This is a genomic window from Prevotella sp. Rep29 (genome assembly GCF_019551475.1).
Classification (GTDB): domain Bacteria; phylum Bacteroidota; class Bacteroidia; order Bacteroidales; family Bacteroidaceae; genus Prevotella.
The window spans coordinates 510,820-536,287 of record NZ_CP047159.1 but is presented as its reverse complement, the minus strand read 5'-3'; the positions used below and the strand labels follow the sequence as shown (position 1 = coordinate 536,287).

The 25,468-nt window shown below is 49.2% G+C and carries 25 protein-coding genes, 1 tRNA gene and 1 riboswitch; of the genes, 16 read left to right on the top strand and 10 right to left on the bottom strand.

Going from position 1 to position 25,468, the window contains the following annotated elements:
• Positions 1-19 precede the first annotated feature (19 nt).
• The 8 genes from GRF55_RS02260 to GRF55_RS02225 form a co-directional block, all read right to left on the bottom strand.
• Positions 20-1,561, bottom strand: coding sequence for an IS1634 family transposase (locus GRF55_RS02260; protein WP_172774742.1), 1,542 nt, complete (start codon positions 1,559-1,561; stop codon positions 20-22).
• A 109-nt stretch (positions 1,562-1,670) separates the two neighbouring features.
• Entirely contained in the window at positions 1,671-1,967 is a 297-nt protein-coding gene (locus tag GRF55_RS02255) for a carboxypeptidase-like regulatory domain-containing protein (RefSeq protein ID WP_220368944.1), read from the bottom strand.
• Between the two features lie 379 nt (positions 1,968-2,346).
• Entirely contained in the window at positions 2,347-2,799 is a 453-nt protein-coding gene (queF, locus tag GRF55_RS02250; protein WP_220368943.1) for a preQ(1) synthase, read from the bottom strand.
• A gap of 44 nt (positions 2,800-2,843) precedes the next feature.
• Positions 2,844-3,536 (bottom strand): queuosine precursor transporter, encoded by a 693-nt coding sequence (locus GRF55_RS02245; protein ID WP_220368942.1) that lies wholly within the window; start codon positions 3,534-3,536, stop codon positions 2,844-2,846.
• Positions 3,537-4,079: 543 nt separating this feature from the next.
• Positions 4,080-5,003, bottom strand: a complete 924-nt coding sequence (locus GRF55_RS02240) for a cell wall metabolism sensor histidine kinase WalK (protein ID WP_220368941.1) — start codon at positions 5,001-5,003, stop codon at positions 4,080-4,082.
• Positions 5,000-5,701 carry a response regulator gene (locus GRF55_RS02235; protein ID WP_220368940.1) on the bottom strand — a complete coding sequence of 234 codons (702 nt, stop codon included), beginning with the start codon at positions 5,699-5,701 and terminating at the stop codon, positions 5,000-5,002. The genes GRF55_RS02240 and GRF55_RS02235 overlap by 4 nt, the downstream gene beginning before the upstream one ends.
• A gap of 204 nt (positions 5,702-5,905) precedes the next feature.
• Positions 5,906-6,355 carry a PepSY-like domain-containing protein gene (locus GRF55_RS02230; RefSeq protein WP_220368939.1) on the bottom strand — a complete coding sequence of 150 codons (450 nt, stop codon included), beginning with the start codon at positions 6,353-6,355 and terminating at the stop codon, positions 5,906-5,908.
• A 154-nt stretch (positions 6,356-6,509) separates the two neighbouring features.
• Positions 6,510-8,207 carry a Na/Pi cotransporter family protein gene (locus GRF55_RS02225; RefSeq protein WP_220368938.1) on the bottom strand — a complete coding sequence of 566 codons (1,698 nt, stop codon included), beginning with the start codon at positions 8,205-8,207 and terminating at the stop codon, positions 6,510-6,512.
• Between the two features lie 290 nt (positions 8,208-8,497).
• Between GRF55_RS02225 and GRF55_RS02220 the strand changes: the two genes are divergently transcribed.
• The 12 genes from GRF55_RS02220 to GRF55_RS02165 all read left to right on the top strand — a co-directional run bounded on the left by GRF55_RS02220 (position 8,498) and on the right by GRF55_RS02165 (position 20,307).
• A complete protein-coding gene (locus tag GRF55_RS02220) occupies positions 8,498-9,433 on the top strand; it encodes a YitT family protein (RefSeq protein ID WP_255563818.1) in 936 nt (311 codons plus the stop codon).
• Positions 9,434-10,100: 667 nt separating this feature from the next.
• A riboswitch (TPP riboswitch) is annotated at positions 10,101-10,197 on the top strand.
• Between the two features lie 69 nt (positions 10,198-10,266).
• A complete protein-coding gene (locus GRF55_RS02215) occupies positions 10,267-12,642 on the top strand; it encodes a TonB-dependent receptor (protein WP_220368936.1) in 2,376 nt (791 codons plus the stop codon).
• Between the two features lie 21 nt (positions 12,643-12,663).
• Positions 12,664-13,257 (top strand): nicotinamide riboside transporter PnuC, encoded by a 594-nt coding sequence (gene pnuC, locus GRF55_RS02210; RefSeq protein ID WP_220368935.1) that lies wholly within the window; start codon positions 12,664-12,666, stop codon positions 13,255-13,257.
• 71 nt (positions 13,258-13,328) lie between these two features.
• Positions 13,329-13,919, top strand: coding sequence for a thymidine kinase (locus tag GRF55_RS02205; protein WP_220368934.1), 591 nt, complete (start codon positions 13,329-13,331; stop codon positions 13,917-13,919).
• Between the two features lie 18 nt (positions 13,920-13,937).
• Entirely contained in the window at positions 13,938-15,050 is a 1,113-nt protein-coding gene (locus GRF55_RS02200) for an AI-2E family transporter (RefSeq protein ID WP_220368933.1), read from the top strand.
• Between the two features lie 158 nt (positions 15,051-15,208).
• Positions 15,209-15,281: transfer RNA gene (locus tag GRF55_RS02195), tRNA-Lys, on the top strand.
• 149 nt (positions 15,282-15,430) lie between these two features.
• A complete protein-coding gene (locus GRF55_RS02190) occupies positions 15,431-15,634 on the top strand; it encodes a hypothetical protein (protein ID WP_220368932.1) in 204 nt (67 codons plus the stop codon).
• A gap of 18 nt (positions 15,635-15,652) precedes the next feature.
• Complete coding sequence (locus tag GRF55_RS02185; RefSeq protein ID WP_220368931.1) at positions 15,653-16,405, top strand: hypothetical protein; 753 nt, start codon at positions 15,653-15,655, stop codon at positions 16,403-16,405.
• A 31-nt stretch (positions 16,406-16,436) separates the two neighbouring features.
• A complete protein-coding gene (locus tag GRF55_RS02180) occupies positions 16,437-17,171 on the top strand; it encodes a DUF1349 domain-containing protein (RefSeq protein WP_255563817.1) in 735 nt (244 codons plus the stop codon).
• Between the two features lie 26 nt (positions 17,172-17,197).
• Positions 17,198-18,028 carry a hypothetical protein gene (locus tag GRF55_RS02175; RefSeq protein WP_220368930.1) on the top strand — a complete coding sequence of 277 codons (831 nt, stop codon included), beginning with the start codon at positions 17,198-17,200 and terminating at the stop codon, positions 18,026-18,028.
• 27 nt (positions 18,029-18,055) lie between these two features.
• On the top strand, positions 18,056-18,763 hold the full coding sequence (locus GRF55_RS02170; RefSeq protein ID WP_220368929.1) for an SDR family oxidoreductase: 708 nt from the start codon (positions 18,056-18,058) through the stop codon (positions 18,761-18,763).
• An 86-nt stretch (positions 18,764-18,849) separates the two neighbouring features.
• Entirely contained in the window at positions 18,850-20,307 is a 1,458-nt protein-coding gene (locus GRF55_RS02165) for an alkaline phosphatase family protein (protein WP_220368928.1), read from the top strand.
• Positions 20,308-20,385: 78 nt separating this feature from the next.
• Here GRF55_RS02165 and GRF55_RS02160 read toward each other — a convergent pair whose 3' ends face one another.
• Positions 20,386-20,835 (bottom strand): nucleoside deaminase, encoded by a 450-nt coding sequence (locus GRF55_RS02160; RefSeq protein ID WP_220368927.1) that lies wholly within the window; start codon positions 20,833-20,835, stop codon positions 20,386-20,388.
• 32 nt (positions 20,836-20,867) lie between these two features.
• The gene (locus tag GRF55_RS02155; RefSeq protein WP_220368926.1) at positions 20,868-21,200 is read right to left on the bottom strand and encodes a hypothetical protein; all 333 of its coding nucleotides are present in this window, start codon (positions 21,198-21,200) and stop codon (positions 20,868-20,870) included.
• 202 nt (positions 21,201-21,402) lie between these two features.
• Between GRF55_RS02155 and GRF55_RS02150 the strand changes: the two genes are divergently transcribed.
• From GRF55_RS02150 to GRF55_RS02135, 4 genes are all read left to right on the top strand, one after another.
• Entirely contained in the window at positions 21,403-21,762 is a 360-nt protein-coding gene (locus tag GRF55_RS02150) for a YraN family protein (RefSeq protein WP_220368925.1), read from the top strand.
• An 8-nt stretch (positions 21,763-21,770) separates the two neighbouring features.
• Complete coding sequence (locus tag GRF55_RS02145) at positions 21,771-22,496, top strand: biotin--[acetyl-CoA-carboxylase] ligase (RefSeq protein ID WP_220368924.1); 726 nt, start codon at positions 21,771-21,773, stop codon at positions 22,494-22,496.
• Between the two features lie 20 nt (positions 22,497-22,516).
• Entirely contained in the window at positions 22,517-23,227 is a 711-nt protein-coding gene (gene pyrH / locus GRF55_RS02140) for a UMP kinase (protein ID WP_220368923.1), read from the top strand.
• Between the two features lie 64 nt (positions 23,228-23,291).
• Positions 23,292-25,457 carry a helix-turn-helix domain-containing protein gene (locus GRF55_RS02135; RefSeq protein WP_220368922.1) on the top strand — a complete coding sequence of 722 codons (2,166 nt, stop codon included), beginning with the start codon at positions 23,292-23,294 and terminating at the stop codon, positions 25,455-25,457.
• Positions 25,458-25,468: the final 11 nt, after the last annotated feature.

Below are 25,468 nucleotides of genomic sequence, written 5' to 3'. Positions count from 1 at the left end.
CGTCAATGCGCCACCCAAATTAAGATTTGTTGCCAGATATGTCGAAAAGTGGTTTCACTGCGAGGTGCTTCTCCGTCAAGAAGAGTGTCTTAGTGAAGTAAGTCCCGTTTTTAGGCATCCTTACCCTGATTGTCGTGATAGTTTTGGCTGCCTCAAGCACCTTATCGACACTCATCCCAATCTTGTTAATGGCAATGAGTCGCTCCAGTTCCTTATATACCTTATAGGCGATGAAGCAAATGCAGACATGTGCCTCTATCCTACGTTCTGTAAAATGAAACATCGGACGCATTTCCAGAGTTCCTTTTGAAATACGGAATGCACGTTCCACCACCCAGAGTCCATGATACTCGGCAATGACACGCTCGGCGTCAAGGTCTGTATTGGTGATGTAGCCCTTGAGTCCGTCCCACTGGCAGTCCTCTGCAATCTTCTCTTCGCTGATGACGACTTCTATGTCCTTGCTGATTTCAAGAAACTTGTTGTAGCCACGCTTGTTCACCTGACTCTTCGTGATGCGTCCGGTCTTATAGGCTTTTCTCAATCGGACAATTCCGCGGTCACGGTTGTAGGCATCCTTCTTTGCACGCTTGTCGGAATAACTGACGATAAGTCTTTCCCCATTCTCACGTTTGTAGTCGTAACAGGCTTTATCAACCTTCTCTAAAGAGAGAATCCATTGCTTCACGCTTGCGCTCTCGCTCTTGATGCGGGCTCCAAGTATGTAGTTGTAGCCAGCCTCCTGCAGCAAAGTGACATTGTTCTTGTTCATCAAGCCTGAGTCTGCCACCACAACAAAATCTTTCCCCAGATTGAAACGCTGCTTGAAGTCATCTATCATTGGTATCATGGTGAAGCCCTCATACTGGCTGCCGTTGAACAGAGAGTATGAAAGCGGGTAGCCTCCTTCTGATACAAGCAGACCGAGTATAACCTGTGACTCTGCCGTCTTTCCATCCTTTGAAAACCCCGGTTCACGCAATACGTCCGTCTGTGCTGTCTCAAAGTAGAGCGTCGTCACGTCGTAGAACATCAATCCAATCTTGCCTCCGAACAGTTTCCGGGTGTGCTCTACGCTAATCTGCTGCGCAAGCTCCATCTGGGTATTGTAGAGCTTGTCCATGTAGCGATAGATGTGGTTGAGGTCAACATCTTCATCATAATATGACTTCAGGTAATCTACTGTGGCAAGTTTGCTTCTGGGCTGCGACACCCTTGCGATTACCAAATGACGCAGAATCTCATCGGGAATCCGGTTGAAGCCGATGCTGTCATAGACTTGATCAAGCAGAAGCCGAGTACCGTTTATCAACACGTTGTCAATATTGCTAAGGAAACGCTCTGTCTCCTCGACTTCCTTTCCCTTGCGGTCATCAAAGTCAAGTTCTTGCTGACCGCCAAATGAACGTATCCATGCAGCAGCCTTATCGCATAATGAATGTATTTCCTCTTCGGATGTAGAGGAGCCAAACGATTTTATTTCTTTATACTTTCCACTCGCTTTACTGACCACTACCACACTTGTAGAGCCGGAACGATTGTGTTTCTTGCGTACATACATGGTGCAAAGGTACACGTTTTTCGCTTGCGCCACCCAAACCACCCAATAATTTTACGTAACTCGCTGATTATCATTGTGCGCTATATGATGGCGCAAAAAAGTGATGAAGTCAGGGGTCAAGCACCACATCAACCACTGCTCGCAGAGCCACTTCTTTCGTTTGCATACCCACATACGAGACAACCAGCGTCTTATGGGTTCCCGTGATTCCGCTAATTTCAAACTTGCCGTCAATGTCAGTAACAGCAATCCAATCCGTTCCTTTTACCCTGACAGAGGCTCCGATGATAGGCAGCCCATCTTCAGAAGACGTAACAACACCCGTCACTCGCGATATATCCTGAGCTATAGCCATGCTATACGTCAATAGGAGAAAAGATATCCATAAGAATGTCTTTTTCTTCATAACTATGAAATAAAAAATTAATGGTTAATAAAGATATAAATGAAATATGCTAATAGAGACACATGGATAATATCCATTGACATCCTGCTAAAATCAGCAAACCGGAGGTCTGTCAATGTTCCCCTTGAATATCAAGAAAAGATGCTTTTCTAAAGTCCAAGTTAGTTTGTATCCCGAATTTAATATACCCATAATAAAAGATTCGTTTGCAAATATAATCATCTTTTTTCATATTTGCAAATTTTCTTTACTTATTTTTTTTAAAATTCAACAATTTTCGTTGAAAAACTGTTGAATATTTTCCACCAACCAACGTAGAAACAGCTCAGGACAACAGTTCCTTCCGACTTTGATATTGGTAGGATTAAACGTTTCTCTCTCAATATTTACGGAAACGTTCTTCGGCGAGTTGCTCGTATTTCGTGCCGGGCTTTCCGTAGTTTGCAAAGGGATGGATGCTGATGCCGCCGCGTGGAGTGAACAGCCCGATTACCTCAATATATTTCGGCTGCATGAGTTTGATGAGGTCTTTCATGATGGTATTCACGCAGTCCTCATGGAAATCGCCATGATTGCGGAAGCTGAACAGGTATAGCTTCAGGCTCTTGCTCTCCACCATCAGTTGGTCGGGCACATAGTTGATGCGTATTTCAGCGAAGTCGGGCTGACCGGTTATCGGACAGAGCGACGTGAACTCCGGACAGTTGAAACGCACCCAATAGTCGTTCTCGGTGTGGCGGTTTTGAAATGCTTCCAACAAACCGGGGTTATAGTTAAATACGTAGTTGGTCTCCTGTCCCAAGCTCTGCAATCCTTCGTCTTCTCTTTTCATGTTCCTATATTGTTTTTCTTAATATCTTTCTTGATTGTGACACACTATGAAATATGGAAAATCTTCCACACGGAATAGCTGATATTCTCATCATAGACATCAGTCTGCTCGTGTTTCTTCAGAAAATCGACCACACGGATGGTGATGGGCAGCACGATAATCTCGTAAGCTGTCTTCAAAACCACCTGCCAAAGCATCAGTGGGGGAAGTGCCTCAAATGGTATCACGCCTCCGAGCGCCAATGGAAAGAATATCAGCGAGTCGGCACTCTCTCCGATAACAGTGCTGGCAATGGCGCGAACAGAGAAGTGTTTTCCTTGCGAGTTGATTTTCATGCGGCTCATGACATAAGCATTGAGGAACGAACCGACAAGAAACGCACAGAACGAAGCGGCTGCTATGCGGGGTGCCAATCCGAAAACCCCATGAAAGCCTTCCGTGTTCTCATAATAAGGTGCTGCCGGTATGATGTCGCAAAGACCGCCCATCAGCACAAAGAAGAAATTCATAGCAAACCCCGTCCATATCAAGAGGCGCGCTTTCCGATAGCCCCACACTTCACACACACAGTCGTTGACGATGTATGACACAGGGAATATCAGCAAGCCACCGGTTACTGAAATCGGACCAAGGGCGATTTGCTTTGTAGCAAAGAGGTTTGCCGCTATCAGGCAAACGCAAAAGAGTATGCTCAAAAGCATAAACAGCACACTCACTGTTTGTCGTTTTTCTACCATTTTTCTTGTTTTTTAAGAGGTTACCAAGCACTCTGATTCTCTTTAAATCGGCTGCAAAAGTAATGAAAAAAAATGAAATAGAAAACGATTGGCAGGATAATTTTACTCTATACAAGAATTACACGAGACAAAACTGATGCAAGCGCTCGTTCGGACGGATTTGTAATCCGCTCGCATTGAAACATTTGCCATGCGCTCTATACATCGTAGGGGCGGATCGGTATATCCGCCCGACCATTGCCCCTCCTGCGGGTCGATACATCAATCGACACCTACTTGTTTGCCATTATCCCCACTTAATCTCTACTGAACCTTTATTTCTCTCCGATGAAAGTTCAACGCCTATTTTGCAATTTCACTGAAATTGGTCACCAAATTCACTGAAATTGGTCACCAAATTCACTGAAATTGGTGAGTAAATTCACTGAATTTGGTTTTTGAAAATATAACTTTTGAAATGGAGAGAGGTACTTTGGGAAAGTGAAAGTCCAACGGCATAGTCATATGCCCGCTTTTGCGTGTTTATGTAAGCGCGTTTTTGGGTCATTTCTTTATCGTAAACTCCAAACACAGACCTTTATCGTCGGCGTTATGATGTGCTGAAATGGTGCCGCCGTGAAACTGTACGGCATTCTTGACGATGCTGAGCCCCAGTCCTGTGCCTCCCATTTGTCGGCTGCGCCCTTTATCCACTCGGTAGAAACGCTCGAAGATTCGCTCAAAATGTTCTTCACTGATTCCCGTTCCGTTGTCTGAGAACGTGAAGTGCCACTTGTCGTTCCGCTCCGTTGCGCCCAGTCTTATGGTGGTATTTTCGCCTGCATATTTCATTGCATTGTCGAACAGGTTCCAGAAGATGCTTTCCAGCAGCTGCCTGTTGCCATTGATGACAATGCCTGCCGGAAGGTTGTTGATGAAAGTCATGTTTCGTGCGCTGAGTCCTTGCTCCATGTCTTGCGACAAGTCTGCGACAATCCGCGACACGTTGACATCCTCTATTTCGAACATCTCCGATGCGTCGGTCATGCGAGTGAGCATGGAAATGTCTTGCAGCAATGCTTTCAGTCGTTTTGCCTGACCGTATGAACGGACAATGAACTGGTGTTTCATTTCCTCCGTCACGTCAGGGTTCTCCAAGATGGTTTCCATGTATCCGAGTATTCCCGACACTGGTGTTTTGAGTTCGTGTGCGATGTTTTCCGTCATTCTTCTGCGCATCTGGCTCTGCATCTCGTTCTGTTCGTCTTTGATGCGGGCATCCATGCGCCGGGCATACCGATACAGCAATATCGCCAGCAAGAAGAGTATGAGCAGCGAGAAGAGCAACAGGTTCCAATCGACCTGTTCGTACATCGGTTCGATCTTGCGCCGGTCATAGTCGTCAAAAACGAGAAACGTGATGCTGTAAACGATGAAAATCGCCATCACGCTAAGAAACATTTTCTTTCCTTCACTGAGTTTTTTCATTTGTGCTCTCGTTTTTCTGACGGTTTCTCTTCGAAGTAATATCCAAATCCCTGCCTTGTTGCAATGTTCGCAGCATACCTTCCGACCTTCTTTCTCAGTCGTGTGATGTTGACATCAACCGTCCTGTCTGTTACGATTACGTCGTTTCGCCACACGCGTCGCAGCAATTCCTCTCGCGAAAACACCGTTCCCCGCTCCGTCAAAAACAGTGTGAGCAGTTGTAGTTCGGTCGGGGTGAGGAGAATGGTCTTCCCGTCTGTCGTCACGGCTTTTGTCTTTTCGTCCACGACCAATCCCTCGTATGAGAGATTCTTGTCCATTGTCGGTGTCGGCGGTGCCGCGCGGTTGAGCACAGCCTTCACTCGTGCTTTCACCTCTTTGAGCGAGAATGGTTTCGAGATGTAGTCGTCGGCACCCAGTTGGAACCCATGAAGCAAATCTCTTTCCGTGTCCTTGGCTGTAAGGAAGATAACGGGAATGGCGGCAGTCTGCGGATTTTTCTTCAGCCGTTCCGTCATCTCGAATCCCGACATGCCGTCCATCATGACATCCAGGAGTATCAGGTCAATGCCTGTCAGTTTGCCCATCGCCTCTTCGGCTGAGCCTGCCGTTTCTATCCGATAGCCGGAAGATGCAAGGTTGAAGCGCAGAATCTCGCGCAGGTCTTGTTCGTCATCGACCACTAATATTGTCTTCATTCCCATCTCGTTTTTTCGTTTCTTGGCAAATATAGATAAAATTCGGCAATTACAAACCGCTTGAGACAAAGAAATTTTATTTTTCCTTAAATACAGAAATTCACGCAGGGGTGATTGTCAGATATCCAAGAATCCCACGACAAAGGTCTTTCAAGACACTTCACCGCGGGATTCCATTCAGTTCAGATGATTAACCATCATTCGTCATTTTATCACAGTGCCGTCCGCCGTAATCTTCAGATAGATGTCATTCTTATTCTCACGGTCAAGTTCGAGCAGGTAATAGTTGATTTGCGGAGTCTCCACCCAATCAACGTCCTCGATGTAACGGTCTGAGTAATTAGTGGCAGCATAGTCTTTCACCACCTGAGGCAGGTCCATCGGGTTGAAATCCGTATGTGTCTTCGCCCATGTTCCGTTTTTCTCGAAATAGACATTAACTTCCTTACGGTCGCTGTTGTAGAACTCTGCCTTGTACAATCCGCGCTCAAGCTCCCACCTTGCCATTGCACCGGGATACATCGCCTCAAAGCTTTCCTTTACCACCTCAGGAACTTGACTGGGTACCAAATCCACGTCATCGTCACCACATGCAGACATGGTGAAGGTCAACACGCCGACGAATAATGCCCAAAATAACAGTATCTTTTTCATACATTTCAAAATTTTAGTTCATAATCAAGTTAATTCACACAAATATCTGATATCTGGCGCAAATATCTGCATGCAATCTGAAAACAATCTGAATAACCCAGAAAATGAACTGTCGTTTTACTTTTTTAACTTTTTCGGACTGCAAGGGTATCTCCTATTTCTCTTCTTTCCCCAGTCGCGCTTCCACCGTGTTGACCACGTAGTCGCCCAAACGTTCGCATTCATTGACCACGTCGCAGTAAACGCTTCCCACTGAATAGGTGTACCGATGGGCGTTGACATCTTCCACGTTTTGCTCTCGCAGGTGGTTGCGAAGGTCATTCAGCGATTTCTCAATCTCCATCGTACGACTGATGTCAAGTTCTTCTTTCCGCTCGTTGAGCACCCTTTCCAGCTGACAGAGGCTGTCATCTGCCAGTCCCATCATTGCTTTCAGGTTCTCCGTCTGCGCATCCGTGAAATGTTCTCCTGTCGAATGACGGCGATTCAGATGTCGCGCGATGTTGTAGCAAGCATCGCCGATACTCTCTATCTCGCTGACCTGACGCATCATCGACCTCACTTTCATCTTCGTCTCGTCGCTCAGATGCGCCTTGCCGACGCTCTCCAGATAGGAGGCAATCTCCAATTCCATCCTGTCGGAGATGTTCTCATACTTCTCTATACGCTCAAAGATGGTGTCGAACGACTTCTCGTCACGCTCTTCGAGCAACTGTCTGACCATTCCGAACATGCGATGGATGCGAAGCGCGAAATGTGCCGTCTCTTTCTGCGCTTGCAGAAGGGCTATTTCGGGCGTCTCGATAAGTCCGGCATGGATATATTTCAGGCGCACGACTTCTTCTTCCTGAGGTGCTTTCGACTTGATGACACGTTCACACAAGCGCACAATCTGCGGAATCAGTCCTATGAGAAGCAGCGTATTGGCAAGGTTAAAACATGTATGGAACATTGCCAGCACGACGGGGAGACGGCTCGAGTCGTTTGCTGTTTCTGCATCGTAACCGGTCATCCAGCACACCATATCGACAAAGGGGAAGAACACCAACAGCACCCACACAACGCCAAACACGTTGAACACCAGATGGGCAAAGGCAGCCCGCCGCGCCTGCGTGCTCGCTCCGAGTGCAGCAAGGTTGGCAGTCATCGTCGTTCCGATATTCTCTCCCATGACCAGTGCGATACCCAGGTGAATCGGGAGCACACCCGTGGAGCAGAGCAGAATCGTCAGAGCCATGACGGCTGCCGACGACTGGACAATGCCCGTAATTACTGTTCCGATGAGAAGGAAGGAGATTATCGTCAGATAACTGTCGGTCGGGAACGAGGAGAAGAATGCCACTACCGACTGATTGTGCTCCAAGTCCATTTCCTTTCCCGCACTGCTCAGCATCACGAGCGAGAGGAACATGAAGGCGATACCAAAAAGAAAGTCGCCTGCATAGCGATGCCGGCGACGATATATCAAGACCATGCCAAAGAAGAATGCAGGAAAGACCACACTCGTGAGATCCACCTGATAGCCCAGCGACATGATCCATGCCGTCAGCGTCGTTCCGATATTCGCACCCATAATCACGCTGACAGCCTGTGCGAGAGTCAGCAGTCCGGCATTGACAAACGACACGGTCATGACCGTCGTGGCTGACGATGACTGCACGGCACTGGTCACCAGCACACCCGTGAGCATACCTGTGAAGCGGTTGGTTGTCATCTTCCCGAGGATGTGGCGCAACTGTGAGCCTGCCATCTTCTGCAACGCCTCACTCATCACCTTCATTCCGTAAATCAAAAGTCCGAGAGCACCGAGTAATTTAATGGTAATAAATAGATAATCTGGATTAGTGTTCATATATCATATATCTTTTAGTGGCACAAAGTTACGCAAATACCTGCATTCCCGTCTTCTCTCTCCAGTTACGATTGTGTTACATTTCATTCCGAGCGCCGCACCTTCTCCCTTATATTATATATAATGTGTAACGCGCTTGGCGTGGAAAGAAAAACTTTTCTCTCACATTTTTCTTGTTTTTTATGGTGGTTTATAATAATCTTATTACCTTTGCACGCCGATTTCAAATAAATAATAAGAAATTTTAATCAAACAATAACAAATAATAAGATTCATCCATGAACAACAACATGAAATTCAAGCAGGAACTTGTGGCATACATCCTGCTGATTGTAGGTAGTATTCTCTTCGCCGTGGGCGACGTGATGTTTGTCAATCCCTACTTGATGGCTCCGGGTGGAACCTACGGTCTGAGTAACGTGTTCAACACGCTTTGGCCCTGGAAGATTTCGCTCTATGCCATCTGTATGGATATTCCGCTGCTCATCGTCGGCACGTGGATTCTCGGTCCGAAATTCGGTGTGAAGACGATTATCTCGACGATTCTCATCTTCGCTTTCACCTTCGTACTGGAGAGCTGGTGGGGCTACAACCCCGTCATTCACGACGGCGCGATTGCCACGACTGCCGGAGAAGGAACATCCATGGTGCAGATACCCCATGACGGCGGATGGTTCCAGCCCGACTACTTCTTGAATACCGTGCTCGCCGGACTCATCTACGGTCTTGCCATCGGACTCATCTTCCGTTCGGGTGCAACGAGCGGTGGTTCGGACATTATCTCGATGATTCTGCACAAGTACACGAAGATTTCGCTCGGCACGCTGGTCATGATTGTCGATGGTATCATCACCCTGAGCACGCTCGTGGCGTTCGGCGATATCCGCCTGCCTATCTACTCCGTCATCGTCATCTTCATCGAGGGTAAGGTCATCGACCTTGTGGTTGACGGCATGAAGAGCTACAAGACCATGTTCATCATCACCGACGACCCGGAGCCTATCCGCGACTATGTCATCAACGAGCTCAACCGTGGCGGTACATGCATCACCGGTAGCGGCCTCTATCAGGGCAACGAGCGCAAGATGCTCTACGTGACGCTCGACCGTACCGACATGATTAAACTCAAGTTGGCGCTCCACCGCATCGACCCGAAAGCGTTCGTCAACATCATGGAGAGCTCGGAAATCCTCGGAAAGGGATTCCGCACGCTGCCAAAAGAATAAGACACAAACGCTGCAGGCGGGCGGCAACAGCCCGCAGACAGCTGTCACGACAACGGGAGCCGATTCGCAGACGAATCAGCTCCCGTTTTTTGATTCCCTCAGAATGACGTGATGAATCATCAATTAAGAATTAAGAATTATGATTAGCGGTTGTTTGCCTGTCGATTGATTGGGCATTCGTAATCATATCTGTTTTGCCTTTTCCCTGTTTAACGCCCCACCCCTGCCCCTCCCCTGAGATGGGAGGGGAATGAAGTTAGTGGCATACTTCCGTCAGGCGCTCCCCTTCCATCCCAAGATGGAGAGAGAACGAAATTGTGACTTTATCCCTCCCTTCGGGAGGGGAAGGGGTGGGTATAAACATACAGAAAAGGACGTATAAATATGCAGTTGAACTTTCACTTTCCAAAAGTTGAACTTTTGCGTCCTAAAAGTTCAACTTTCACCGCCTAAAAGTTGAACTTTTGCAAGCTAAAAGTTGAACTTTTGGAAACGCATACTTAACACACTGAAACACAGGAGTTTACAAAACACCCATCCGAACCGCATCCCCTGCATAAATATACAAAACTGCTTTCTTGTCCGTTTCGCTGAAGATGGGCAAATAAAATTCGCAAATTTGTTGGTAAATACAAGAAAGATTCATATCTTTGCACCGACTTACAAAGCGTAAGTTAAGGGGTGCCCGCCGTGCTGCGGGCTGAGAACAGACCCTCCGACCTGATCCGGATAATACCGGCGTAGGGATAAAGGCGACACAAATCAAGTTTTTCGGACCACCTCACAGGTGTTGAAAATCTCCCCTTTTTTGTGTATTTAAAACCTAACAATTAATGAAAAAAACGTTTCTTTTCTTAGCTGCTCCCATCGTAGCCTCGATGGTGCATGCAGGAAATCTGCTGCCCGCAGCTGACGACAACGACTCACTCCGCCTGGAGCACCTGCAAGAGGTGGTGGTGAGGGGTGTGAACGCACAGAAAAACGCGCCGTTCGCCGTTGCCAACATCAAAAAGACAGAACTGCAGTCGTTTGCGAAGACGGGCAAGGAACTGCCGTTCCTCTTCTCACAGACACCCGGCATCCTGGCATGGAGCGAAAACGGCGTGGGCACAGGCACCACCTACATGCGCATCAGGGGAGCCGGTGGCTCGCGCATCAACGTGACGCTCGACGGAGTGCCCCTCAACTCGCCCGAAGACCAATGCGTGTTCTGGGCAAACATGAACAGCTACGCCTCGCTGCTGGGTAAGGTACAGATACAGCGCGGTGTGGGAACATCCACCAACGGCGACGGCGCATTCGGCGGAACCATCGCACTCTCATCGAAGACACCCGACAGCAAACCGTCGGCAGAAGTGTCGGCTTCCTACGGTTCTTACAACACATACCGCGTGGGCGGAGCATTCTCCACAGGACTGCTCTGGAACCACCTCATCCTCGACGGTGCCTATCACGAGACCAACACCGACGGCTATATACACGGCACACAGGGACGCTCGGGAAGCTACTACGGCGGACTGAGCTACGCGGGCGACAGGTTTGCCCTGCGCTACAAGCTCATCGGGAACTTCGAGCGCACCGGACAGGCTTGGAACGGTGTCACCGCAGGCAACGACGACCTGAGCCTCATGGACGGGACATACGGCGAAAAGACAGGCATCAAGACCTACAAAGACCTCTACAAAGCAGGACTGGGACGATACAACAGCCTGTATGAACACCTGATTTTCGACGACAACGGCTACCATACCGAGCGGCACAGAATGGCTGACGGGTCGCTGTGGAAAAAGACGACGGACAACTTCTGGCAGCACCACCACATCCTGTCGCTCGCCTGGGACATCAACGAGCGCTGGGCAACAACGGCATCGCTCCACTACACACACGGATATGGCTACTACGACGAGTTCAGATACAACAACAAACTGAGCAAATTCGGACTTGCCAACATCACCGACGCACAGGGAAACACCCTGAAACGCACCGACTTCGTGCGCAAGAAGGGACTGACGCAAGACACCTACGGCGCCATCTGGAACATCAGCTACAAAAACAAGCGGTGGGACATCATCGGCGGACTCTCCGTCCAGCAGTTCGACGGCAACCATTTCGGCTACATCACTTACGTGAAAGACGAGACCCTGCGCCGAAACATCCTCGGCAACGGCGACTATCAATACTATGACTCTGACGCGAAGAAGTTCGACGGAAACGCCTTCCTGAAAGCCCTCTACCACCTGACGGACGAGTGGGACCTCTTTGCCGACGCACAATACCGCCACGTCAGCTACAAGACGGACGGCGTCAACGACAAGTTCTACGACAACGGCGACGGCACATACGTCAACCAGCGGTTAGACATCAACGAGAAATACAACTTCTTCAACCCGAAAGCAGGTATCAGTTTCCACAAGAACGGGCACCAGGCATACGCCTCAGCCGCTATCAGCAACCGCGAACCCGAACGCAACAACTTCACCGATAACGGAGCCTATCCCGCCCCGAAGGCTGAACGCCTGTTCGACTACGAAGCCGGCTACAGCTACTCGAACCGCGAATGGCGCATTGGCGTGAACCTCTATTATATGGACTACAAAGACCAGTTCGTGCAGACCGGACAGCAAAGCGACATCGGCGAGAACCTGACGACCAACATCAAGCGGTCGTATCGCATGGGTATCGAGCTGTCGGCAGGCTGCAACGTCACCCCTTGGCTCTCGCTCGAAGGCAATGCCGCCCTCAGTCAGAACAAGGTCAAGGACTTCGACGAGTATGCAAGCGTGAACTGGGATGACGACTGGCGCGTTATCCATTACGACAATTCCACCCTCGCATTCTCGCCCAGCACCATCCTCAACGGCTTCGCCAACTTCCATTACCGTGGTTTCCAAGCCGTCTGGCACACCAACTTCGTCAGCCGCCAATACCTCGACAACACCGAGAACAAAGACCGCTCACTGCCCGGCTACTCGGTCACGAACCTCAGTTTCAGCTACACGGCTCAAGTGCGCAAGGCAATGGGCGTGAAGGGCGTGGTGCTCGGACTTGACTTCAACAACATCTTCGCGCGTCGCTATGCCACCAGCGGATGGGTCTATTCATCCATCGTAGAGGAATACGGGCACCCCAACGACAACCGCTACTACCAGATAGGCTTCATTCCTGCTGCAGGATTTACGGCAATGGGCAGCATCACACTGAAATTCTAACCCCATAAAAACCAACATGCCATGAACGAATTCCTCACTGCCCACTGGTTAGACATCGTCACAACCCTGTTAGGACTTGCCTACATCCTCTTGGAATACAAGGCAAGTGTCTGGCTGTGGGCAGTGGGATTCGCCATGCAGTCGCTCGGCATCGTGCTCTACTACCAGAAGGGGCTCTATGCCGACTGCGGCATGGAGTTCTACTACCTCGCCATGACCGTTTACGGATTCTTCCACTGGATAGGTGGAGGCAAAAGCGGAACGGCGAAGAAGACACCCATCACGCATTTCAAACGAAGCCTCGTCCTCCCATGGACAATAGCCACGCTCGCCATCTGGGGAGCCATCTACTGGCTGCTCGACACACAAACGAACTCGACCGTGCCGCTTGCCGACAGCTTCACGACCGCCCTCAGCATCGTGGGCATCTGGGCGCTCGCCCGCAAATACCTCGAACAGTGGCTCATCTGGATAGTCGTTGATGTGGTCACCTGCGGGCTCTATTTCTACAAAGACATCCCCTTCAAAGCCAGTCTCTATGGGCTCTACGTCATCATCGCTATTCTCGGCTACCGGAAATGGAAACAGATGATGCACAACGAACCCCATACATAGGAAAAAAGTTTTTCGAAAAAAAGAGCCAATCGTTTGCAAAATTCAAAACGTCTTTGTATTTTTGTAGCGTTATGACAGTAAACCTTACTGGGGAGTCACACCGTCCCGGCAGAATAGAAGTGGTGTGCGGCTCCATGTTTTCAGGAAAGACAGAAGAGCTGATACGACGCATGAAACGGGCAGAATTTGCACGTCAGAAAGTAGAGATATTCAAACCGGCAATCGACACGCGCTATTCGGAAGAAGATGTGGTCAGCCACGACCAGCATTCCATTCCCTCGACACCAATCGATTCCTCTTCGTCCATCCTGCTACTCTCGTCAGACATCGACGTGGTGGGTATCGACGAGGCGCAATTCCTCGACGACCGGCTGCCCGAAGTGTGTAACGAACTTGCCAACCGTGGCGTGCGCGTCATCGTGGCAGGACTCGACATGGACTTCAAGGGCGTGCCCTTCGGACCGATGCCTGCCCTCTGTGCCATCGCCGACGAAGTGACCAAGGTGCATGCCATCTGCGTGCGTTGCGGCAACCTGGCATACGTCAGCCATCGACTGGTGGATAACGACAAGCGCGTGCTGCTCGGCGAAACCAACGAGTACGAGCCGCTATGCCGCGAATGCTATCAGAAAGCCCTCAGCGAAGAACATCCAAAAACCTAACCAGAAACCGAAACAGCCATGTTAGAGCAGAAAATCACATTCGACAAATTCATCCGATGGACCATCACTGCGCTCCTCATTGGAGGCGTGATTTATTTCGTGGATTACCTCAGCAGCGTTCTGCTGCCATTCTTCGTGGCATGGCTGCTCGCCTATCTGCTCCACCCGATTGTTAATTTCGTGCAATACAAACTGCATGTTCCCACCCGGATACTCTCTATCATCGTCACCCTCATCTTCGTCATCGCCGTCGTGGGGGGAGTACTCTACTTGATTTTCCCGCCAATGATAGAACAGTTCGACAAGCTCGGGCAGGTCATCTTGCGCCATCTGAACGGGAGCTCGCAGTTCAAGAATTTCCCAGAACTCATACAAGAATGGATACACGACAACCAGCAAGCCATTGAAAACTTCTTCAAGAGCCCCGACTTCACCGAAGCGCTGAAGACGGCGATGCCCAAACTGTTCTCCTTCATCGGGCAGACAGCCAGCATCGTGATGAGCATCATCGCATCGGGAATCACATTATTATATATGTTCTTCATCCTGCTCGACTACGAATACCTCACCGAGAACTGGATCAAGATTTTCCCGAAGAAAAACCGCCCCTTCTGGAATGAACTCATGGGCGACGTGAAGCGCGAACTCAACAACTACATCCGCGGACAAGGACTCGTGGCACTCACCATGGGTATCCTCTTCTGCATCGGCTTTACCATCATCGGTTTCCCCATGGCTATCGGACTGGGAATCCTCATCGGCATCATGGACCTCGTGCCATACCTCCACACACTGGCACTCATCCCAACAGCCTTCCTCGCCATGCTGAAAGCCGCCGACACAGGACAGAACTTCTGGGCAGTGTTCGGCGCCGCCGTATTGGTGTTCTGCATCGTGCAAATCATCATCGACCTCATCGTCACACCCAAAATCATGGGAAAGGCAATGAGCCTGAATCCTGCTATCCTGCTCCTCTCCCTCTCTATCTGGGGCGCCCTGCTCGGATTCATCGGACTGATTATCGCCCTGCCGCTCACCACCATCATCATGGCATATTGGCAACGATACGTCACACGGGAACATGAGACAGATGTCGTTGAAGAGACCGAAGATTCGTCACAACCAGCGTGACACAAGCGCATTGCCTTTAAGAAACTTTCCCATTAAAAACACGGCAAAAGCGTGCAAATTATCCGTTATCAACAAAAAAACGGAACAATAAATTTGGCTGTTTCAAAAAAAGAACGTACCTTTGCACACGCTTTCCAAAAGAAAGCCGCAAAAAGGGAGACTCGTTAGCTCAGTTGGTAGAGCATCACACTTTTAATGTGGGGGTCTTGGGTTCGAGCCCCAAACGGGTCACAACACAATTAGAAAGAGAGCTTTTCAACGGCTCTCTTTTTTCGTTTATAAGAGGACTCCCCATCCAAGTTATAAACAAATCCACTCCGTTTATGTGCGAATTCAAGGATTATTTGTAACTTTGCCATTGAAAACAATACACTAAAAAAATGAAACTAAAGAAAAGAAAAATCAAGCATTCGGCAATATTCTTCCTCTGTTGGTTTGCTTTTTTAGTCTTTCTGGTTGATGGAGTCTTGGGATTTCAGACATTGGTTGACTATTTCGGGTCGTATGCATTGGTGGAGATAAGCTTATTGCTATTGGTCATTCTGCCGACATTGGCTGTTTACAAATTCACCAAAGAGCAATAAACAGATAAATCGGAATTTATGGAAATTATTAAGAAACACAATCTTTCTTTTGTAGAAACAATCTTAGGAAATGACGAAGGAGAATCTTTCTTAACTGCAAAAGATTTGGTAAACAACCTTTTCTTTGATATGGCTAAACTTTGTACAAAGTATAGTAATGAAAGATTTTGCGATTTGCCATATACCTACCGAGAACGCCAACTTGACAGTGTTCTATTACCAGCCCTGTCAAAACTCTGCAATTCAATGGTTTTTGCAGAGTTACCAGCAAAAAGAAAATGTAATAACAGACATTTTAATTTAGAAGAATCAAGTGGACGGCTTGATTATTGGTGTCTCTATAAGAACTATAGCTTTGTAATAGAGCTAAAACATAGTTACGATTGTTTTACCACACCGAACACAAGAGAAGGCGTTGTTACTGAGAGATGGCTTAAAATGAATGAACAATTGCATAGTTTGGATAAAGATATTAAGCATTATGAAGAAAATACAAAGGGTGTAATTAAAATTGGATTGCACATTGTAACTTCATATTCAGATAAGGCACCAGACAATCAACTCTTTTTGCAATTTCAGGATTCTATTCCCATGATTTTTGAACGTATGCAAAAAGATTTGTGTAAAAGAAAAACGTCCCTAAAGCCTAGTTTGATGATTTGCTGGAAAATTCCAAAGAGTATAGTTTTTAATTGTGAGCATACCTATCCTGGACTTTGGGCTTTTGCAAAAATCTATCCTGTCATTAAACATAAAGGGGCAATTGGATAAATTCCAATTTAGCGAACAATAAATACAAAATATGAAAAAGCAACTATTCTCATTTCTCTGCATCGGTCTCATGCTGACGGCATGCGGACAGCAGAACAAACAGGAAACGACTATGGACTTTGTAGACAACGTAAAGGTGGCACTTGCAGATAGCGGCCATATTGATTTCAACAGCCTTCAGTGGACGCGGGAGCCTGCGAAGTGTGAAATCAAGGATGATACCATCCGCATCACTACCGCTCCGAAGACCGACCTCTGGCAGCGCACGTACTATCACTTCCAGAACGACAATGCCCCCGTGCTGCAGATGAAGACGCGCGAGAAATTCTTCAGCTTCGTGGTGAAGACCGACTTTACCGAGAGTCATCATCGCTTTGACCAATGTGGCATCGTGATGTATCTCGATAGCGAGAACTGGCTGAAAGGCTCGGTGGAATACGAGAACGAGGAGTTCCAACACTTGGGTAGCGTAGCCACCAACAACGGCTACTCCGACTGGGCCACCACGGCCATTCCTGCCGATGTGAAGACTATGTGGTACCGTTTCTCGCGCCGCGAGGACGACTATTGCATCGAGTGCTCCACGGATGGCGAGAAGTTCAGCCAGATGCGCATCTGCCACATGTATGCCGGTGCCGATGAAATCAGTTTTGGCATCTATGCCTGTTCGCCCGAGGAGTCATCCTTCACGGCAGTCTTCTCGGACATGAAGATTACCGAGTGCGCATGGAAGGCTCACAACGGCCAGCAGCCAGACAAGAATTAGTACAAGATAAATCGGAATTTAGCGTTATGAAAAAGATCTTAATATGTATTCAATTTCTGTTATTAACGACTGTTGCTTATGCGACTGGTCTAGACAGTGATGTTATTTTTATTAATGGTACTCGTTGGGCGTTGTTGGACAAGCCTGTATGCAGAGATTCTTTGTTGTACCATCACTTGAAGGCTGTGCTACCTGCAGAACGCCAGATTTCTACAGCCAACTGGGATGGCTTCACCTCATATTGGAGCATTGAGGAGGACGTATTCTACCTCGACAGTATACGATGTGAACACTATGATACAAATAGTCGCAAAATTATAGGTGAGCGCATTCCAAACGACACATTGCTTCGTGTATTCAAGAATTTTGTCGAAGGAGAGCGTATTGTGGCCAGTTGGCTGACGGACGACATTCGTGTGGCTACGGGGAAAAAGATTTACTATCAGCACATGGGCTTTGAACGATACTATGAACATGAACAAATCTTTACAATCCGTGAGGGAAAGGTCATTGGAAAAAAAGATTATCACAACTATGTTGTTGACGGTTTCGCATTCGATAAAGTCAAGAGCAATACAGACATACGGAAGTTATTTCCTTTGAAAACAGAAAAGTATCCCGAACTCGCCAATGTCAAACGCATCATATTCTATATCCGACAAGCACGAGTTGATATGCACGGTAATCTTGTAGAATGTGAAGTTAAGGTCCTCAAGCCCGGCGACAATCAGCAACTTGCCGAAGAAATGACTCGGCTGTTGAAGGCTTACCATCCTTGGAAAGTATCTTTTATCAATGGTGAATTTCGCGCTTTTGGAATTGAACATTATTCTTTCCCCTATCCGCTTGACCAATAAATTCTAATTTAGCGAACAGAAACGAATATGGATTTCAAAGATAAAGTGGTCGTCGTAACAGGTGGCGCGCAAGGCATCGGAAGGTGTATCGCTGAAGAGTTCCAGAAGACGGGAGCTATGGTTTGCGTAATAGATAAGCAGCAGGGCGACCATTTCGTGGGTGATATTGCTGACAAGGGAATGCTGGAACGGTTTGCGAAAGAAGTGATAGAGAAACATGGTCATGTCGATTTCCTCATCAACAATGCTCTGCCGCTGATGAAGGGCATCGACGAATGCAGTTATGAGGAGTTCCAATATGCCCTGAGTGTAGGCGTGACGGCTCCGTTCTATCTCACAAAACTCTTCGCTCCGCACTTCGCCGAAGGTGCTGCCATCGTCAACATTTCGTCTTCACGCGACCGCATGAGCCAGCCACAGACAGAAAGCTATACGGCAGCAAAAGGTGGCATAGCTGCATTGACACATGCCCTTGCCGTCAGCCTTGCCGAAAAGGTACGTGTAAACAGTATCTCGCCTGGTTGGATTGATACTGCCGACACCATGTATGAAGGTTCCGATGCTGTTCAGCAGCCGGCTGGTCGTGTGGGCAATCCGATGGATATTGCCAATATGGTACTCTATCTCTGTTCCGACAAGGCTGGCTTCATCACAGGCGAGAACATCTGCATCGATGGCGGCATGACCCGCCAGATGATTTATCATGGCGATAATGGCTGGACGTTGGAAAAATAGCATCTTTTTTTTCATGGTTATCAGGCGTTTTTCAAAAAATAATGCCTATATTTGCAGGTAATTAGCTAACATAATTCAAAAACAATATGAAGAAAATACTTTTTATGCTTGCCCTTCTGGCAAGTGTCGTATGTCAGGCGTCTTCGTTAGAACGCCCGAAGTTGGTGGTGGGTGTCGTGGTTGACCAGATGCGATGGGACTATCTCTACCGCTATTACGACAAATTCCGCAACGACGGTCTGAAACGGCTCATCACTGAGGGTTATAACTGCGACAACACGCACTATAACTACGTACCGACAGTGACGGCTGCCGGACACTGTAGCGTCTATGCCGGTTCCTCTCCCGCTTTTACAGGCATTGCAGGCAACAACTTCTACATCGACGGCAGGAAGATTTACTGCTGTGAGGACAGCACCGTGCAGCCGGTGGGCACCACGAGCGATGCAGGAAAGATGTCGCCACGCAACTCGCTGGTCACCTCGATGTGCGACCAACTCCGACTGGCTACCGATTTCGAGTCGAAGACCATCGGAGTGGCGCTGAAAGACCGTGCAGCCATTCTGCCTGCCGGACATTCTGCCAACGGTGCCTATTGGTTCGACAAGAGCGTGGGAGGCTTCATCACCAGCACGTTCTACATGAATGAGCTCCCGAAATGGGTGCAGGACTTCAACAAGAAGAACAAAGTGGATCCCAAGACCGAAGTGTATTACGGTCCGAAGGGTGTCGTGCTCACGACCGACATGGCGATTGCCGCACTCGACGGCGAGAATCTGGGAAATGGCAAAGCCACCGACTTCCTTGCCATCAGTTATTCATCCACCGATTATGTAGGTCATAAATATGGCACGCGCGGAAAGGAGGTTGACGAAGTCTATCTCGCGCTCGACGAGGAGATTGCCAAACTGTTCAAGGCGCTCGACGCAAAAATCGGGAAAGGCAATTATCTGCTCTTCCTCACTGCCGACCATGCCGGAGCACACAACGCCAAATTCATGAACGACCACCGCATGCCGGGCGGACATTTCAGCGGCAGTGCCAAGCGCAAAGAACTGAATGCCTTCCTGAAGAACAAGTACGGACACGAGAAACTTGTGCTCGACGTCATCGAGAATCGCTTGTATCTCAATAAAAAACTCATTGAGAGTGCGAAGCTTGATGAGGAAGACATCATGGAAGATGTCTGCAGCGAACTGCTCAAGGACAAGCTCATCCTCTATGCCGTACCTTTCAAGGACGTGCCGTCTGCCAACATTCCGCCAGCCATCAAGGACCGTATCATCATGGGCTACAACCCGCAGCGCAGCGGCGATATCCAGATTATCGTGCGGTCGGGCTACCACGGTGGCGACTATCAACGGGGAACCACCCACGGAGCTTGGAACTCATACGACACACACGTGCCGTTTATCCTGACGGGATGGCACATCGAACCCGGACACACAAACAAGTACGTGACGATTTCCGACATCGCCCCAACCATTTGTGCCCTGCTAAAGATACAGATGCCGACGGGCTGCGTAGGACAGCCGGTACTATAAAGGCTTAATGTTTCAATACAACGAAGGCGTCTGGACTTGCCTATCTATCCAGACGCCTTCGTTGTTTTTATCCCTACTCTATCGTTTTTCCCGGAAGAAATCCTGCATGAGCGTACGGCATTCGTCTTCCAACACGCCACCGACGACTTCGGTCTTGGGATGGAGCACCTGCGGAGCATAACGGCTATAGCCCCGCTTCTCGTCGGCAGCGCCATAGACCACACGCCCTATCTGCGCCCAGCCTAAAGCACCGGCACACATCGGACAGGGCTCCACCGTGACATAGAGTGTGCACTCATTCAGATATTTTCCGCCCAAAGCGTTGGCGGCAGCCGTAATGGCTTGCATCTCGGCATGGGCAGTCACGTCACACAGGGTCTCGGTCAGGTTGTGGGTCTGGGCGAGAATCCTCCCCTTGCACACCACCACTGCCCCGATGGGTATCTCCTGCTCCGCTGCCGCCTGCTGAGCCTCGTCCAGCGCGCGCCGCATGTATCGCTCGTTCTTTTGTCTTTCTTCGTCAGTCATGCTGCAAAGTATATAAAATTAGAAATAACCCTCTACCTAATATAAATTACGCCGTCCTTCTTTCTCTTTTTGTTTTCTTCTATGTTCTGCTTATACTCTCGTTTAATATTGGAAAGAAACTTCTTCGACTTGGTCGTTATATATATTATTCCTCCAACACGAGGATAAAAACATTCCATGGCTTTTTTATCCTTAATGATTTTGATTTCTATAACATCATCTGGACTTATGCTGTCCAGACTTTGTACTTCAACTCCATCGACCAAGATTACTGGAATATTCAGAGTCTCCAGCGAATCTGTTTCTTGAGCATTGGCCGATAAACAGCAACAGATAACAAGAAATACTAATGCAATCTTTTTCATAAGTTTTTTGATAAAAAAATATTATATATGTTTGCAAAGATAGTTGATTTTTTCAATTAATGGCAATTAATATAGGATATTTTTCGTAACCTTGGCTTCGCCGAAGTTTTTCAATTAACCGTTCTTTTCGTACAAAAAAAATACTTTTTATTGGATGGGTGAAAGAAAATCCGTATTTTTGCAATAAAATAAGCGGATTACCATGGCAGCACACAACGAATTGGGCAAATGGGGCGAAGAGACAGCCGTGCGCTATCTGAAGCGCAAAGGACTTTACATCCGCCATCGTGACTGGCACTGCGGACATAAGGACATCGACATCGTGGCTACCGACGAATATGGCACGCAAGTGATTTTTGTGGAAGTGAAGACGCGCAGCAACACGCTTTTCACTGAACCGGAACTTGCCGTTGACCGCGAGAAGATAGCCAATCTGCGCAGTGCTGCCAATGCTTACGTGAAACAGTTCCGCATCAATGCCGACTTACGTTTCGATATTGTCACGGTCGTAGGCACTTCCGATGCGGACGTGGTCGTCAACCACATAGAAAATGCGTTCTGAGGACAAACATGGAATGGAACATCATACACCTTGAAGAGACCGATTCCACCAATCGCTACCTGCGAGAGTTGCCGGCTGACGATGATTTTATAGCTGTCACGGCTGACTATCAGACTGCCGGACGGGGACAAGGCTCCAACTCGTGGGAGAGCGAACGGGGGAAAAACCTGCTCTTCTCCCTGCGGATAAGACCAACGATGGTTGCGCCCGCCCAACAGTTCGTCCTGTCGATGGCTGGCGCGCTTGCCCTGAAAAGTGCGCTCGACAGCTACACGGACGGCATCACACTCAAATGGCCCAACGACGTTTATTGGAATGACCGCAAAATCAGCGGGACGCTCATTGAGACATCTGTTGCCGACAACATGTTGAAAACGTGCATCTTCGGCATCGGCATCAACATCAACCAGGAACAATTCCTCAGCGATGCGCCCAACCCTGTTTCACTCCGACAGATTCTCGGTCGGGAAATCCCTGTGGAAGAGGTCTTCAAAAAGGTGCTCGAGGGTTTCGAAAAGGAATATCTCTGCGTTGAGCGAGGCGAGTACGACGACATCTCCACACGCTACCATCAAGCGCTCTACCGACGGACGGGATTCCATCGCTACAGCGACAAGGACGGAGCATTCGATGCTGAAATCGTCTGTGTGAGACCTACCGGACACCTGCACTTGCGCGACCGCCACGGCGAGACACGCGAATATGCGTTCAAAGAAGTAACATACATTATATAACAAATAACAAACCAACAATTATGGCACGATTCAAAAGAATTCTCCTGAAGCTCAGCGGCGAGAGTCTGATGGGCAAACAGGGCTACGGCATCGACCCCGAACGGCTCGGAGCGTATGCAAGACAAATTAAGGAAATCCACCAGATGGGCGTGCAGATAGGCATCGTCATCGGCGGCGGCAACATCTTCCGCGGACTGAGCGGTGCCACGAAGGGCTTCGACCGTGTGAAGGGCGACCAGATGGGCATGTGCGCAACGGTCATCAATTCGCTCGCTCTCAGTTCTGCACTCGGTGCCGAAGGCGTGAAAAACAAGGTGCTCACCGCCATCCGCATGGAACCTATCGGCGAATTTTTCTCCAAATGGAAAGCCATCGAGGCAATGGAAGCCGGCTATGTCTGCATCTTCTCTGCCGGCACAGGCTCGCCCTATTTCACCACCGACACCGGTTCGTCGCTGCGCGGTATTGAAATCGAGGCGGACGTGATGCTCAAGGGAACACGCGTTGACGGCATCTATACTGCCGACCCGGAGAAAGACCCCACCGCGACAAAGTTCGACGACATCACTTACAACGAGATTCTCACACGCGGACTGAAGGTGATGGACCTCACGGCTGTCACCATGTGCAACGAGAACAACCTCCCCATCTACGTATTCAACATGGATGTGGAAGGCAACCTGAAGCGGGTCATCGAAGGAGAGAACATCGGAACTTACGTCCACAGCTGACGATTTTTAATTAAGAATTGTCGTTATGACGGAATGTCGGGATAACGAGTAAGTAAGCAAGTAAATGGCTGGGAACGAAGAACTGAGGCAGGCGTGGGACTTTGTGGAACACACCGGGAAGAGCATTTTCCTCACAGGAAAGGCTGGAACGGGGAAGACAACGTTCCTCCACCGCATCGTCAACGAAAGCACCAAGCGCACGGTGGTGGTCGCACCGACAGGAGTGGCTGCCATCAATGCCGGAGGAGTGACCATCCATTCCTTCTTCCAACTGCCGTTCTCACCGTTCATCCCAAACGCAAAAATCAAGAGCAAATTCGATTTCGGAAAGGAGAAACGCCGCATCATCCGCACACTCGACCTGCTGATTATCGACGAGATATCCATGGTGCGGAGTGATTTGCTCGATGCCATCGACTCCGTACTGCGTCGCTATCGCGAACCCGGCAGACCTTTCGGAGGCGTTCAGCTGGTGATGATTGGCGATTTGCAACAGCTCACCCCGGTGGTCACGGCTGAAGACGAATCCATCCTGCGCGGACACTACGACACGCCCTATTTCTTCGGAAGCCATGCCTTGCAGCAGATTGACTATGTGACCATCGAACTGAAAACCGTCTATCGGCAGCAGGACGAAGCGTTTATCCAGATTCTCAACAGTGTGCGCAGCGGCAGACCGCCACAAACGGTTATCGAACAGCTGAACAACCGCTACAGGAAAGACTTCCGACCCGACCCGAAAGAAGGTTACATCCGACTGACCACCCACAATCATCTGGCAGACAACTACAACGACAAGGAGCTGGAACAACTCGCGGGCAACCCACAAACCTTCACGGCTGAAATCTCAGGCACGTTCCCCGAATATGCCTATCCCACCGCCGTGACGCTCGAACTGAAAGTCGGCGCACAGGTGATGTTCGTGAAGAACGACACGGCTGCCGAACGACGCTACTACAACGGGCGCATCGGACACGTCACGCACATCGCCGACGACGAGGTGTTCGTCCGCTGCCCGGGCGACGACCGCGACATCTGCGTCACACCGCAGGAGTGGGAAAACGCCAAATACATCCTCAACAAGGAGACGCGCGAGATAGAAACCGACGTGCAGGGCATCTTCAGACAGCTGCCCCTCCGACTGGCATGGGCTATCACGATTCACAAGAGCCAGGGACTGACCTTCGAGCGCGCCATCATCGATGCTGCCCTGTCGTTTGCCTCGGGACAAGTCTATGTAGCGCTGAGCCGCTGCAAGACGCTCGAAGGACTGGTGCTCGCATCACCCGTATCGACCGCTGCCGTCATCAGCGACCAACGGGTGGAACAATACATCAGTTATCAAGAGCAAGAGGCGTTGCAGAGCATCGGCAGGTTGCACACGCTGAAAGAGGAATATCATCGCGAACTGCTCATCGAACTGTTCGACTTCCGGGAAATCAGCATGACGGAAGAACGGCTATCGCGACTGCTTATTGAGCATTTCACACGCAGCCATCCGGCGCTCACCAACAAGCATAAGGCGACCGTCCAATACCTCAAGGACGAGCTTTCCATCGTAGCACTGAAATGGACCATGCTCATTCAGAAAACCGAACAGGAGAAACTTCACGAACAGCCGTTCATGGAGCGCATCAAACGAAGTGCCGTCTATTTCAGCAACGAACTGGAGAAGGTTTTCAAAGGGCTCTTCACACTCACAAAACTCATCGAGACGAAGAATAAAGATGTCAGGGGCAGACTCGCCGACTGCCTCGCCGATGCCCAGCAGGCTGTAATGGCAAAGCGCCTGTTGCTCAACGACATCGCCGAACAGGGATTCTCCGTTCCCTTCTATCTGAAAGCCAAACAGCAAGCCATACTCGATGCCCTTGACGGCGGAACATCCAAGAAGAGACGCAACCGCGAGAACAAAGTGGAAAAACAAAAGTCCCAGAAAGAATCGACACAGGAAAAGACACTGCATATGTACCGCAAGGGAATGTCGCCCGCGCAAATCAGCAAAGAGCGCAAACTGACCCTGCAGACCGTCATCAACCACCTCGCTAAGTTCATCGGCGGCGACGAACTGTCGCTTGACGAGCTCGTAGAACCCAAGAAGCAGAAAATCATCCGCAGCATCGCGCAACGCATCGGACTGGAGAACGGCAAGAAAGCCATCAAGGAACTCTGCCCTGCCGACATCACCTACACCGACATCACGCTGACACTCGCCCGTAACGACGAATAAACCTACTGCAT